Origin of the sequence: Streptomyces humicola (genome assembly GCF_024436035.1) — a bacterium.
GTDB lineage: Bacteria > Actinomycetota > Actinomycetes > Streptomycetales > Streptomycetaceae > Streptantibioticus_B > Streptantibioticus_B humicola.
The window spans coordinates 541,721-555,153 of the sequence record NZ_JANFNG010000001.1 but is presented as its reverse complement, the minus strand read 5'-3'; the positions used below and the strand labels follow the sequence as shown (position 1 = coordinate 555,153).

13 protein-coding genes are annotated in these 13,433 nt (G+C 69.0%); 5 read left to right on the top strand and 8 right to left on the bottom strand.

Features of this window, described 5'->3' with window-relative positions:
• Window positions 1-33 precede the first annotated feature (33 nt).
• The gene (locus NGB36_RS02655) at window positions 34-384 is read left to right on the top strand and encodes a hypothetical protein (RefSeq protein WP_255918369.1); all 351 of its coding nucleotides are present in this window, start codon (window positions 34-36) and stop codon (window positions 382-384) included.
• Between the two features lie 19 nt (window positions 385-403).
• Here NGB36_RS02655 and NGB36_RS02650 read toward each other — a convergent pair whose 3' ends face one another.
• Window positions 404-1,510, bottom strand: coding sequence for a sugar ABC transporter substrate-binding protein (locus NGB36_RS02650; RefSeq protein ID WP_372509354.1), 1,107 nt, complete (start codon window positions 1,508-1,510; stop codon window positions 404-406).
• 209 nt (window positions 1,511-1,719) lie between these two features.
• Window positions 1,720-2,700: a phospholipase D-like domain-containing protein gene (locus NGB36_RS02645; protein WP_255918368.1), complete on the bottom strand. Its 981-nt coding sequence runs from the start codon at window positions 2,698-2,700 to the stop codon at window positions 1,720-1,722.
• A gap of 258 nt (window positions 2,701-2,958) precedes the next feature.
• Between NGB36_RS02645 and NGB36_RS02640 the strand changes: the two genes are divergently transcribed.
• Together NGB36_RS02640 and NGB36_RS02635 are read left to right on the top strand one after the other, a co-directional pair.
• Window positions 2,959-3,810, top strand: a complete 852-nt coding sequence (locus NGB36_RS02640) for an SAM-dependent methyltransferase (protein ID WP_255918367.1) — start codon at window positions 2,959-2,961, stop codon at window positions 3,808-3,810.
• A gap of 340 nt (window positions 3,811-4,150) precedes the next feature.
• A complete protein-coding gene (locus tag NGB36_RS02635) occupies window positions 4,151-5,371 on the top strand; it encodes a S53 family peptidase (RefSeq protein WP_255918366.1) in 1,221 nt (406 codons plus the stop codon).
• 82 nt (window positions 5,372-5,453) lie between these two features.
• Here NGB36_RS02635 and NGB36_RS02630 read toward each other — a convergent pair whose 3' ends face one another.
• The 4 genes from NGB36_RS02630 to NGB36_RS02615 all read right to left on the bottom strand — a co-directional run bounded on the left by NGB36_RS02630 (window position 5,454) and on the right by NGB36_RS02615 (window position 8,580).
• A complete protein-coding gene (locus NGB36_RS02630) occupies window positions 5,454-6,278 on the bottom strand; it encodes an SAM-dependent methyltransferase (protein ID WP_255918365.1) in 825 nt (274 codons plus the stop codon).
• Between the two features lie 186 nt (window positions 6,279-6,464).
• Window positions 6,465-7,277 (bottom strand): maleylpyruvate isomerase family mycothiol-dependent enzyme, encoded by an 813-nt coding sequence (locus tag NGB36_RS02625; RefSeq protein WP_255918364.1) that lies wholly within the window; start codon window positions 7,275-7,277, stop codon window positions 6,465-6,467.
• Window positions 7,274-7,969 carry a mycothiol-dependent nitroreductase Rv2466c family protein gene (locus tag NGB36_RS02620; RefSeq protein WP_255918362.1) on the bottom strand — a complete coding sequence of 232 codons (696 nt, stop codon included), beginning with the start codon at window positions 7,967-7,969 and terminating at the stop codon, window positions 7,274-7,276. The genes NGB36_RS02625 and NGB36_RS02620 overlap by 4 nt, the downstream gene beginning before the upstream one ends.
• A complete protein-coding gene (locus NGB36_RS02615; RefSeq protein ID WP_255918361.1) occupies window positions 7,966-8,580 on the bottom strand; it encodes a TetR/AcrR family transcriptional regulator in 615 nt (204 codons plus the stop codon). Before NGB36_RS02615 ends, NGB36_RS02620 begins: the two co-directional genes overlap by 4 nt.
• Window positions 8,581-8,734: 154 nt before the next feature.
• Here NGB36_RS02615 and NGB36_RS02610 point away from each other — a divergent pair, with 154 nt between their 5' ends.
• Entirely contained in the window at window positions 8,735-10,819 is a 2,085-nt protein-coding gene (locus NGB36_RS02610; RefSeq protein WP_255918360.1) for an ATP-binding SpoIIE family protein phosphatase, read from the top strand.
• Window positions 10,816-11,343, top strand: a complete 528-nt coding sequence (locus NGB36_RS02605; protein WP_255918359.1) for a DUF488 domain-containing protein — start codon at window positions 10,816-10,818, stop codon at window positions 11,341-11,343. The genes NGB36_RS02610 and NGB36_RS02605 overlap by 4 nt, the downstream gene beginning before the upstream one ends.
• A gap of 10 nt (window positions 11,344-11,353) precedes the next feature.
• Here the strand turns inward: NGB36_RS02605 and NGB36_RS02600 are convergent, their stop codons facing one another.
• On the bottom strand, window positions 11,354-11,635 hold the full coding sequence (locus NGB36_RS02600) for a hypothetical protein (RefSeq protein WP_255918358.1): 282 nt from the start codon (window positions 11,633-11,635) through the stop codon (window positions 11,354-11,356).
• 168 nt (window positions 11,636-11,803) lie between these two features.
• Complete coding sequence (locus NGB36_RS02595) at window positions 11,804-13,246, bottom strand: MFS transporter (protein ID WP_255918357.1); 1,443 nt, start codon at window positions 13,244-13,246, stop codon at window positions 11,804-11,806.
• Window positions 13,247-13,433: the final 187 nt, after the last annotated feature.

The window sequence follows — 13,433 nt, the reverse complement described above, 5'->3', positions numbered from 1 at the left end:
CCCCATGCCGCCATTACCGTGGAGGATCACCCGATGAGCGATCCGAGCAATCCGAGCAGCACCGCCGGCAGTCTTCCCCTCCATGCCCTCCCGGACGGGGATGCCGCCCTTCACGTCGTCCTCACCCTCCGGTGGGACGACATCGCCGCCCTCGGCCGTGAAGCGGGCCGGCTGGCCGCCACGTTGCGGCGACCGGTGAGCCTGGACGAGGCGGCCAGTCACAGGCTGAGCACCCGATCCATCACTCCGGCGCCCCCTGCCAACACCGCGCTGACCTCCTCGGCCGGCGAGGCGCGAAGCGAGAGCCGGGGCCCCTTCGACCCGCCTGCCAGGATTTCCTCCGTGACCGGCAGGACGCCCGATCCGACGCGTGCCACGGGCTGACCCTGGCCGCCCCGAGGGTCTACTTCAGGCCTGCCTTTGCGCAGGCCTGCGCGTATTGCGGGGTGCAGATCTGGTCGATCGTGTAGAGCCCGTCGGCGACCACCGTCTGTCTGATGTCGCTGGCGTCGAGGATCGCCGTGTCGACCAGCCTGGCGGGGACGGCGTTGTCGGTCCCGTTGGAGACGGTCGTGTTGGCGATGTCGATGGGCGTTCCGGTGGCGACGTCGATCGCCATCTCCGCGGCCGTCTCCGCCTCCACCACATACGGCTTGTAGATCGTGAAGGCCTGGGTGCCTGCGATCACGCGCTGGACGGCGTCGAGTTGTGCGTCCTGGCCGCTCACCGGTGGCAGCGGTGCGATCCCGGCGGACTGCAGAGCGCTGATGACACCGGTGGCCATGCCGTCGTTGGCCGAGTAGACGGCGGCGATGTTGTCCTTGCCGAGCCGGGCGATCGCATCGGCCACCTCTTTGTTCGCGTTGTCGGCGAGCCAGCCGTCGGTGTCGTACTCGGCGGCGATGGTGACCTTCCCGTCCAGAGCGCTGTGCGCGCCGGCCTTGAACTGGGCCGCGTTGGGGTCGTCCCGGTCGCCGTCGATCATGACGATCCGGCTGGCCGGCGTGGCCCGGGAGCCGAGCGCCTGCAGCAGGCCCTCGCCCTGCTGCTTGCCGATCTCGGTGTTGTCGAACGACGCGTAAGCGTCGACCGCGCCCTGCGCCAGCCGGTCGTAGGCGACGACCTTGATACCCAGAGCGTGCGCCTTGTCGACCGAGGGACGGATCGCCCGGTAGTCGACGGCGTCAAGGATGATGACCTTCACCCCGTCGCGTATGAGGGCATCGATCTGCTGCCGCTGGACGTTGGCGTCACCTCCGGCGTTCTTGTAGTCCAACGTGCACTTCGGGCACAACTCCTGCAGTTTCTTCCTGATGGTGGGACGGTCGACCGCGTCGTAGCGGGTGGTCTGGGTCTCCGGCAGTGCCAGGCCCACCGCGAAGCCTTCGGCGACGCTCGCCGCGTCGGTCCTGGGCGTGCCATAGACGGGCTTGCCGGCGCAGGCCGCCAGGTCGATCGACATCGCCACCGCCATCGCCGCAGACGCGGCGCACCGCCACATGGTCGTCACGCAGACCTCCCGGGAGTCGCCGCGAGGCCGCGGCCGAAGGTGGCGTGAGTCAATCCCCGTATCGGGGTGCCGTCAAGAAGTGGACACTTAACGAGATGACAACAGTGCCCTGAGTGATCATCGAAGGCTGTGCGGAGTGACCGGTGGCCGGCCGCCGCCTCCCTTGCGGGGGGAGGCGGCGGGCGGCGGCTGGACGCAGCCGGGCCGGGTCAGGCGGGAGTGCCCCCGTCGTAGTCGCTGGTGAACGCGTTCTCCACGACGGACTCCACACCGGTGTCGTGGAGGGTGATCCCCAGTTCGCGGTTGCTGCTGAGCGAGTTGCTGCTGATGTTCATCGACCCGACCTCGACGGCGGCGGTCGACGTTCCGTAGTCGGCGACCATCGCCTTGGCGTGGATGTAGAAGCCGGTGCTCGACGAGTAGCCCACCACCGTGCCACCGGCGTTCTTTATCTCGGATATCTCCGAGGCGTAGGAGGACGGATCCTCCACCACCACGCGTACGGTCACGCCCTCCTGAGCCTTCTGAGCGATCGCCTTGACGATGGCGCTGTCGCTGAACTCCTCCTCCTCGACGTCGAGGCTCTTGGTGGCGGAGTTGATGAAGGAGAGCAGCCGGGACTGGGAGTCCGTGGGCGACCAGAGCAGGTTGTCGCCGTCGCTCGGCGTGATCGACGCGTCGGTGTAGTCCGCGTCGAAGACCTGCTCGATGGCGTTGACGTCCTTGCTGTCGCTGTCGAAGACCCCGTAGTCGCGGCTGGTCGGGTAGTACTGGGAGGTGAGGTTGCCGCTGAGGATGAGCGACTCGGTGCCGTCCACGGTGATGGTCTTCTGGTGGGTGTAGACGAACCGGGAGGACGACCAGACGACCCCAACCCCTGCGTTCTTGAGGGCGTTGTACGCCGAGTCGTTGACCGAGGTCCTGGTTCCGTCGAGGATCACCCGCACCTTGACCCCGGCCTGTTTCCGCTTGATCAGGTCGGACACCGCGGTCGAGTCGCTGAGTTCGTACATGGTCATGTCAAGTGACGTGGTGGCGGAATTGATGAAGTCGTAGATCGTCGGCTCGCTGTTGCCCAGGGTGAAGGCGAACGCCGAGTAGCTCCCGGCGGCGTGGGCCGGCGCGGCACAGGCGAGCGCGACGGCGCAGGTGCCGGCGACGACTGCGCGCCGGAGGGTTGGTCGAACCATGAGTGGCCCCCATTGAGTTGACTGGTCGTCGGCCATGAGGTTGTGGCCGGTGCGCAGCAGAACACCACGCGCGTAGACAACGCGGAAGGCTCATGACGGTGAACATGTCATGCACATAAAGCGGACGGAGGCATTCCTCGCCGGCATCGACGGAGACCTCCCCCGTCGGGGCAAGCCGGGGGCGCGCGGACCGGGACTCTCCTAGGATTGCTGATCACAGCACCGAGCGCAGAACCGTGTGCAGGAAGGGAAGTTGTCATGGCCGACGGCGTTTCCGGAGTGGACGTGAGCAAGCCGAGCATCGCCCGCGTCTACGACTATCTGCTCGGCGGCAAGGACAACTACGCGGTGGACCGAGCAATCGGCGACCGGTTCATCAACGACATGCCCGGCTCGGTCGCCATCGCCTACTCCAACCGCCAGGCGCTGGTGCGCGCGGTACGCGACATCGCGGTGCAGACCGGGATACGGCAGTTCATCGACATGGGAAGCGGCCTGCCGACGGCCGACAACGTCCACCAGGTTGCCCAGCGCCATGCGCACGACTCCCGGGTGGTCTACGTGGACAGCGACCCCATCGTCCTCGCGCACGGCCGGGCGCTGCTGGTGGAGAACGACCGGACCACGGTCATCAAGGCGGACGTCCGCGAACCGGAGGTCATCCGCCACCACCCGGACACCACTGCGCTGATCGACTTCGACCGGCCGGTCGCGGTGATTCTCAGCGCGATCCTGCACCACCTCAACGACGACGAGGACCCCGCCGCCGTCGTCCGCTACTGGCGCGACCAGGTGCCGTCCAAAAGCTGCGTCTTCATCAGCCACTTCCGCACGGGGCACAACAAGGAGACGACGGAGGCGGAGCGGGTGCTCCAGGCGACGTTCGGCCGGGGAAGGTGGCGCAGCGACGAGGAGATCCGTGACCTGTTCGCCGGCCTGGAGATCCAGGACCCCGGGGTAGTGCCGGCGGCGTCCTGGCGGCCCGACACGGTGAAGGACGTCCCCCGTATCGGCAGCGGCGCGGATGGCACCGGAAGCACCGGCGGCGCGGACCGCGAACTGACCGTCTGGGAGCAGCTGATCGTGGCCGGTCTCGCCGTGAAGCCATAGCCGGCCGCCGGCCGCCACCCGCGTCACTGTGTGGATCCTGTGTTTCCTGCCCGACTTTGTCTTGTCGGGCGAACAGGCGTCCGCTAGTTTCCTCACCGCATAGACACCACTCGGCGGGGTGGCAATTGGCAGATCTGACATGTGCATGATCTGCACGCATGCGTCTCCCCGCCGGAACCCCGCGCGGGGCCCTGATCCCGCCGGGCAGCACCACGTACGAGTTCCCACACCTCCGGGACTGCGCAGCGGCCCGGCACCTCACAAGGGTGCCTCCTCGCGCCGTCCCCATCCCCCCAGGGAGGGCCGTTCGTTGGCTATATCCGATCGATCCGAATCCCCCGTGCGGCGCCGAAGACTCCGCACGGCCCTGCTCGCAAGCGCCTCCGCGTCAGCTCTCGTCGTCGGCGCCCTCACCCTGTCGACTCCGGCAAACGCGGCCACCACCGCCCACCAGCCCGACTTCAAGCGTCTGTGCTCGGTGCCGAAGAGGGCCGGCGAGATGGCGTGCAACGCCCTGGAACGCACCAACGTCATGCAAAAGCGTGCGCTGTCGCCCAACGCCACACCCTCCGGTTACGGGCCGTCCGACCTGCAGAGCGCGTACAACCTGCCCTCCGACGGCGGTTCCGGCCAGACCGTCGCGATCGTGGACGCGCAGGACGACCCCAACGCCGAGTCGGACCTGGCGACGTACCGTTCGCAGTACGGCCTGCCGGCCTGCACCACCGACAACGGCTGCTTCAAGAAGATCGACCAGAACGGCGGCACCAACTACCCAAGCGCCGACTCCGGCTGGGCCGGTGAGATCTCCCTCGACCTGGACATGGTCTCGGCGATCGCGCCCAACGCCCACATCGTCCTCGTCGAGGCCAACTCGGCCGATATGAGCGATCTCGGCACGGCCGTGAACCAGGCGGTCAGCCAGGGCGCCGGCTTCGTCTCCAACAGCTACGGCGGCTCCGAGGACCCCTCGGACACCTCCGCCGACAGCAGCTACTTCAACCACCCGGGCGTCGTGATCACCGCATCCGCCGGTGACTCCGGCTACGGCGTGGAGTACCCGGCGGCCTCCCCGGGTGTCACAGCGGTCGGCGGCACCTCGTTGACCCAGGACAGCAGCTCGCGCGGCTGGTCGGAGACGGTGTGGGGCTCCAGCTCAGGCGGGGAGGGCACCGGTTCCGGGTGCTCGCAGTACGAGCCCAAGCCCAGCTGGCAGACCGACTCCGGCTGCTCCAACCGAACCGTCGCCGATGTCGCGGCCGTCGCCGACCCGAACACCGGCGTCGCGGTCTACGACACCTACGGCGCCTCCGGTTGGGACGTGTACGGCGGCACCAGCGCCTCGTCGCCGATCATCGCCAGCGTCTACGCGGACGCCGGGACGCCATCGTCCGGCAGCAACCCCGCCTCCTTCCCCTACAACAACCCCTCGGCGCTGAACGACGTCACCTCCGGCTCCAACGGCAGTTGCTCGCCCAGCTACCTGTGCAACGCCGGACAGGGCTATGACGGCCCGACCGGCCTCGGCACACCGAACGGCACGGCAGCCTTCACCGGCTGACGCACGCCGCATCAGCAGCGCCGACAGCAAGCACCACCGGGCCCCCGGTCGCATCGCGCGGCCGGGGCCCGTTCCGTCGCGTTCACGGCTTGCGGGCGACCACCCCGTAGCAGGAGACCTCCTCATCGGTCAGGGAGCTGTGCACGGTGCTGGCCCCGGCCGCATTCCACCGCGAGACCAGGTCGATGCCCGGGCCGACCGGTTCGAGCCCTTCCAGGAACCGTTCCACCTGCGCGCGCGTACGTACCTGGGCACGGACTCCGCTCTTCTCGTATGCGGCGACGGCCCGTGCGATCTGCACCGGGTTGTAGTCCGGCGTGACGTGGGACAGCATCAGGTAACTTCCCGACGGCAGCGCATCGATCAGCGTCCTCACCAGGTCGTACGGGCCTTCCTCGTCGGTGATGAAGTGCATGATGGCGATCAGCATCAGCGCCACCGGCCGGCTCAGGTCCAGCACGGCATCCGGCCCCGACAGCGTGTGATCGGCGAGAATGGCGTCCGGATTGCGCAGATCCTCCTGGATCCATGCAGTCCTCCCGCGCGGATCGCTGTTGATGAACGCGCGGCCGTGGGCGAGAGCGATGGGATCGTTGTCGACGTAGACGACCCGGCATTCCGGGGCCACTCCCTGGGCGGCCTCGAAGGTGTTCGGCGACGTCGGAATCCCCGCCCCGATGTCGAGGAACTGCCGGATCCCGGCCTCCCCGGCAAGGTAGTGCACGGCGTTGCTCAGGAACGTCCTGTTGGCACGGGCGAAGGCCTTGGCGCCGGGATAGGCCTCCAAGGCGGCCTCTGCGGTGTCCCGGTCGATCGCGTAATTGTCCTTGCCGCCGAGGAAGTAGTCGTACATGCGAGCAATGCTCGGCTTCCGCAGCAGGTCGTCGACGTCCACAGGCTCACTCATCTCCGGTCCCCAACTCTGGTGCAGCTCACCGCCACTCTAGCCCTGACGTGTCATCACCCACTACGGGATGTGGATCGTACGGTGACGCGCAATTGATGCGCGCAACGTACGAGCGGTACGGCGTCCCCCGACACGTGCGCGGCGCCCCCTCCTGGGCACGGGCCCATGTGAGCCGCGCACATGGTGTCAGATGGTGAACGCCAGTGAGCTCACGATCTGGCGGCCGAGCTCCCGGTCGCCCTCGAACGCGATCGAATCGGCCACGTCCTGCGGACGGGCCCGGCCGCCGCACAGCCGGGTGAACACCCCGAGGGGCAGCGAGATCGCGACATCCGCGGGCCGGGCAAGTCCGTCGACCACCCTCGCCCTGCCGTCGACCGTGACGTGCAGCTGCCGCCGCAGCGGCCCGGTGAGGTCGAAGGTGAGCGACGATCCGTCCGGTGCCTTGCCGCGCTTGCCGACGACGTATCCGAGCGCCTGCGTGATCTCGTCGATGCTGATCGCGGCGCCGGGACCGTCCTCGTTGCCGGGGCGTCCGACGGCGTCCCGGATGTCCTGCTCATGCATCCAGCAGTCGAAGACCCTGATCTGCATGAACCGCGCGTAAGTGGCGTGTCCGGCAGGGGTCCAGGACGGAGCGTGGAACTCCTCGGCCGGCATCTCGGCGAGCGCCTCGGTGCGCTGCCCGGTGACGGCACGGAACCGGTCGAGCACCTGGGCCGGGCTGCGGTCGCGGAAGCAGGCCACCCACGCTTCATTGAACGCGCCGATGTCATTGCGGACGTGGGGCAGGCTGTGGACGTCCGCGGTGGCAGGATCCGGCTGTCCGCCGCTCAACCCGAGCTCGGTGCCGATGATGTGGGCGACCACGTCCTGCACCGTCCAGCCGGGACAAGGGCTCGCGGCGGCCCACTGGTCGTCGTCGAGACCGGCGACGAGATGGTCGATCGCGGCCCACTCCTGGGCGAGGGCGTCGACCACGGTGTCCTTGTCGATCACGAGAGGCTCCCGTCGAGTTCGATGACCTGGCCGCGGTCGATACTGACCCAGTCCCGGCCCCGCAGGTACGGCTGGAGGTGGCGCAGGATGCGTTCCTGGTGCGCCGCGGACTTGGGGCGCTGGAGTTCGTAGACGTCCGGCAGGTCGGCCATGCCGGTCACCACGTTCCACAGGGCGAGCGCCTTCTCACCGGCCGGAGCGTCGATCAGAACCGGGCCGAAGAGCCATTCGCCGTCCGGGAAGCACAGCGTCGGGACGCCGAACCCTTCCGCGTCCAGGACCCGTTGGTGATCGGCCCTGACGTCCTCGTGGGTCGAGGGGTCGCCGATGGCCTCGTCGAGCACGTCCGCACCGACGCCCATTCCGGCGAGCAGCCGCCGGGCCACGTCGGGGTCGTGCGGCTTGCCTCCGTCGCGGTGCAGGAGCCGGCCCGTCACGGCATACCACTCATCGAGCAGCGCCATGTCGCGGCGGCGCAGTGCGGCACCGATCCGCATGAGCGACCAGCCGTAGGACCAGTCGCGTTCCCAGGGGTGCTTCTTGCCGTCGGCGCGGTTGGCCTCTTCGAGGCTGAAGAACCGCCAGCTCACCTCCAGGCCGGTTTCGTCGCGGACGTTGCGTATCCACACCGAGGCCTCGTAGGCGAACGGGCACATCGGATCGAAGTGGAAATCGACGCGGTCCCTGATCACGGCAGTGCGGCCTCCTCGTTCATGTAGTGACCGATCAGTCCGCGCAGATCGGCGGGGATCGACTCCGCGGGGCCGCGGCGGACCTTGGCGAGCAGGATCAGGCCCTGGACCTGGGCGAGGAGGGTACGGGCGAGCTGCGCCGGATCGACCCCCGGCCGCAACACCCCGGCCTGCGCCGCCCGGTGGCACCCCTCGGCGAGGCGCTCCTCCCATCGCTGGAGCACAGCGGCGACATGCGCCCGCACGTCGTCGTCGAGCGTGGCCAGTTCGGCGGCGAAGTTGCCGAACGGGCACCCGACGATCCGGCCGAACTGTTCCTCGAACCGCTCGTGGATGTCTGCGACCGCGTCGACGAGGGCATACAGCCGGGCGCGCTCGGTCCCGCCCTCGCCCACGTGCAGGTCGAAGCGCCGCTCCAGCTCGCCGGCGTGCAGGTCGATGACGGCCTTGGCGAGATCGGCCTTGGCCGGGAAGAAGTGGTAAAAGCTGCCCTTGCGCACGTCCGCGGCGGCACAGACGTCGGCGATGCCGACGGAGGTGTAACTGCGAGAGAGGAACAGCCGCGCCGCCGACCTCACGATGCGCTCCCGCGTACCCGCCTCCTGCTGCATAGGCACGACCCTAAGGGATCTTGGTTGACCGGTCAACTTATCCAAGCCACAAGATGCCCTTGACGCGAAGGCTTGTGATGTATAACGTCATGATTCGAAATACATTTTCCGTTATTCGGAAAATGTCCGACCTGTCCTGCCCCGGGAGGTAGTGATGGTCGGTCTCCAGAGCCGCGTACACCCGCACAACGAACACCCGGTGTCTCCGGCGGCGCCGGTGGCCACGGTGGTGGTGGACGCTCGCGGCAGGGTGATCGAGTGGAGCCGCGAGGCTGAGCAGCTCCTGGGCTACCCACGAGCGGAAGCATTGAACTGCCCCGCGATGTCCCTGCTGGCCAGGGCGGTGGGGACGGACCCCTCGGGGAGCGTCCAGGTCCGGCATCGCAACGGCGGCACGGTCGCCTGCGGCCTGCGCTTGCGTCCGTCGGAAGCAGCCGGCGACGGTCCACGCTGGACCGTTGTCCTCACCCCCGTGGATCGGCCGTCTCAGGAGGTCGGGCCCCCCGGGGCGGCGCTGACGGCGACTGGTGAAGCCGACCGCTGCCGGCACCAGGAGCGTCTGTCGCTGCTCGCCGAAGCAGGCATCCGTATCGGTACACGTCTGGACGTGATGAGCACGGCCCGGGAGCTCGCCGATGTGGCAGTGCCCCGGCTCGCCGACAGCGTGTGCGTGGACGTGACGGATTCAGTGCTGTGCGGCGGCGATCCCACCCAGGGACCGGCGTACGCGAACCCGTTGCTGCGCCGTGCCGCCTCCCGGTCCACCCGGAAGGCATCGTCCACGGCCTATCCCATAGGCGAACCGACCGGCCTGCCGTCCGGCGCTCCGACCCCGCACACGCGATGCCTGGCGGACCTGCAGCCGCGTGTGGTCAGTGCGCTCGACGCGAACACCGGATGGCTGGCGCAAGACCCTGTCCGCGCCAAGCGGATCATCGAGGAGGGCATCCACTCCCTGATGGTGGTGCCGATGTGCGCCCGGGGGGCGGTGCTGGGGCTGGTCAGTTTTTACCGAAGCTCGCGCGAGCACGGCGCCTACCACGAGGAAGACCTGGCACTGGCACAGGAGTTGGCTGCCCGTACCGCCCTCTGCCTGGACAACGCCCTGCGGTACACGCGGGAACGCAACGCCGCGCTCGCCCTGCAGCGCGGCCTGCACGTCCGCGACCTGCCAGCGCACAGCGCGGCGGATATCGCTCACAGCTACACACCCTCGGACGCCAGTGGGGCGTGGTTCGACGTCATTCCGCTGCCGGGGGCCCGGGTGGCGATGGCGGTCGGTGAGACGGCGGGGCGCGGCCTGCATGCCGCCGCAGGCATGGCCAAGCTGCGGGCCGCTCTGTCCACCCTGGCCGATCTCGACCTGCCCCCGGACGAAATCCTCGCGCGGCTGGGCGACCTGGTGGCCCGCCTTGACGCGGAAGGGCAGGCCGGGCCGGCCGCGGGCGAGAAGGTCGAGAAGGTGGCGGGCTCGACCTGCCTTTACCTCGTCCTCGACCCGGTCTCCCGCCAGTGCACCGTGGCCCGGGCGGGCCACCCGGCTCCCGTCGTCGTCCGCCCCGCCGGGGTGCCGGAGATCCTCGACTGCCCTGCTGGTCCGGCGCTCGGCGTGGGTGAGGAGCCGTTCCGGAAAGCCGAGGTGGAACTGCCCGAGGGGAGCCTGCTGGCCCTCTGCACCAACAGCCTGCTCAGAGCCGGTGGCGGGGATCCCCGCTCCGGGCTGACCGAGCTGGAACGCGTCCTCGCCGACCCGTACGACTCCGCGGCACAGGCCTGCGGCGCCGTCACCCGGGCGCTGCTGCCGCGACAAGGCCCGGCGGCCGGCGAGAGCGCCGCCCTCCTCGTTGCCCGCACCCGCGCGCTTCCGCACGAACACGTGGTCACGTGGGACCTGCCGGCCGACCCCGCCGTGGTCAGCACGGCGCGCGCCCTGACGGGGCCGCAACTGGCCTTGTGGGGACTGGACGAAGCGGGATTCACCACGGAGCTGGTCGTGAGCGAACTCGTCACCAACGCAATCCGGCATGCCCGAGGTCCCATTCGTCTGCGCCTCATCCGGGACCGTGCCCTCACCTGCGAGGTGTCGGACGGCAGCAGCAGCGCTCCGCACCTGCGCCACGCCCGTACCACGGATGAAGGCGGCCGCGGCCTGTTCCTCGTCGCCCAGCTCACCCGACGCTGGGGCGTGCACTATGAGCACGGCGGCAAGACCATCTGGGCCGAGCAGGCCCTGCCATGAGGCGGGCACTGCTGACGTTCGGGCACGGCACCGCCGGACGCGAGCAGTTGACCGCGCTCCTTCGCGGCGCCGGTGTACGGGCCGTCGTCGACGTACGGACCGCGCCCGGCAGCAGGCACAACCCGGATGTGGGCAAGGAGGTGCTCCGGGAGTGGCTGCCTGCGGCAGGGATCGACTACCGGTGGGAGCGACGGCTGGGGGGTTTCCGCAAGGCGGCCCGTGACTCGCCCGACGTGTTCTGGGAGAACGCCGCCTTCCGCGGATACGCCGGCCACACCCGCGACCCGGAATTCCTCGCGGCCATGGACGATCTGCTGCGGCAGGCGGCCGCCGTCCGTACGGCCGTGATGTGCGGCGAGTCCGTGTGGTGGCACTGCCACCGGCGGATCATCGCCGACTTCGCCGTTCTGGTACGCCACGCGCAGGTGCTGCACCTGGCACACGACGGGCGGCTCACCGAACACCGTCCGACGACGGGTGCCCGGCTGCGCGAGGACGGGCTCCTCGTGTACGACCGCGTGTGATCTCCCGGGGTCAGGGCCTCCGCTCGACGGCGGCCCTGACCTCCTCGAAGCGCGAGGGGTCGTCCATGGCGGCCGCCACCAGTTGGTAGCAGCTGCGTTCGCAGAGGTCGATCAGCTCCGCCCGGGGCATCTGCCGCTGGTCCAGCCAGCTGAGCACGACCTCCTCCGTGTACGCCAGCCAGCCGGCGACGGACATCGACACCGCGGGCGTCATGGGCGCGCCCGCCCCGGCCAGCCTCTTGAGGATCCACCCCGCGAACGTGGCACGCACGGTCCGGTGGAGGGTGCCCATCTCGCCTTCTCTCCGCGGAGCTGGCCGAGCTGGCCGAGCTGGCGGGACCGGACGCCGGGCGGGTGCGGATCCAATCCTCGCCGGGCTGGGCCGTGCACAGGGACTCGTCGCCGTGGCGGGAGGGGGCGGGGCCTGCCTGCGCACCGCAGGCAGGCCCCGCCGCCGGGTTCAACTGCCCGGCGTCGGAGTCGACCTCGGCGCGGGGGCCCGGTACCCGGCGACCTGCTCGGTGGCCTTGCGCACGACGGAAAGCGGCGTGGCGACGTCCTCGAGAGACTTGCCTTCGGCGGGCACGCCGAGGACCGCTGCGACAAGACCGCCGACGATCATCAGCACCGCGCCCACGATGTACCCGATGAACAGGTGGCTCGGATCGGGGTGGTTGGTGTCGATCAGCGAGCCGTAGAACAGCGGCGCGAGGGCGCCGACGATCTGCGCAATGGAGAAGAACACCGCAATCGCCTGCCCGCGGACCTCCAGTGGGAAGATCTCGCTGACGGTCAGGTAGCCGGCGCTGGCGCCCGCCGAGGCGAAGAAGAAGATAACCACCCACGCCGCGGTCTGGGTGAACGCCGTCAGCGCACCGGCCTTGAAGAGGAAACCGCTGATCAGCAGCAGCACCCCGGAGACGAGGTAGGTTCCCGCGATCATCTTCTTGCGGCCTACGGTGTCGAACATCCAGCCCAGCGCCAGCGGGCCGATCAGGTTCCCGACCGCGAACGCCAGCCCGTACAGCGGGATGCCGGCGTCGGGAACCTTGAAGAAGACGCCCAGCACGATCGAGTACGTGAAGTAGATCGCGTTGTAGAGGAACGACTGCGTGACCATCAGCCCGAGCGCGTAGACCGAGCGCCCCGGGTAGCGGCTGAACAGCAGCCGCACCAGGGTGATGTAGCCGGCGTGTTCGGCCGGCTTGATCTCCAGCAGCTTGCTTTCGTCGACCGGCTCCAGCGTCCGTCCTGAGGCCCGGACCTGCTCCTCGATGTAGGAGATGGTCGCCTCGGCCTCGTCGGCGCGGCCGTGCATGATCTGCCAGCGAGGGCTCTCGGGCAGGTTGCGCCGGACGAAGATGATGACCAGGCCGAGCACCGGGCCGACGAGGAAACCGATCCGCCAGGCAAGACCCGGGCTGTCGGCGATGAACTGGTTGTAGATCGCCAGCTGCACCAGCGTGCCGATGATCGCACCCGCCCAGTACGTACCGTTGATCCCGATGTCCACCCGGCCGCGGTAGCGGGCCGGGATCAGCTCGTCGATGGCCGAGTTGATGGCGGCGTACTCGCCACCGATGCCCGTGCCGGCGATGAACCTGGTCAAGTACAGGAAGATCACCCACCCGGTGCCGGCGCCCGCGGTCGCCGCCGTCAGGCCGCTGCCCACCAGGTACACGCCCAGGGTGAGCATGAACAGGTTCTTGCGGCCGAGCCGGTCCGACATCCGGCCGAAGACCAGCGCACCGACGACCTCGCCGATCAGGTACACCGTCGCGGTCGCCGCGGACGCGGTCGCCGACAGGTTCAGGGTGTTCGGCTTGGTCAGGGCGTCGCTGACGACGCTGGCGAGGGTGATCTCCAGACCGTCGAGGATCCACGCCACACCGAGCGCAAGCACCAGCCTGGTGTGGAACGAGGACCACGGCAGGCGGTCGATTCTCGCCGGGATGAGACTCCTGATGGCGCCTGGAGTCCCCTGACTGTCCGCTCTGTCCGCTCCTGCTGGTATGGATGATGACATGGCCACCTCTCTGATCTGACGGTTGGTCAAACTTGGTCGGTCATGTGCACTCCCCCGGGGTGCC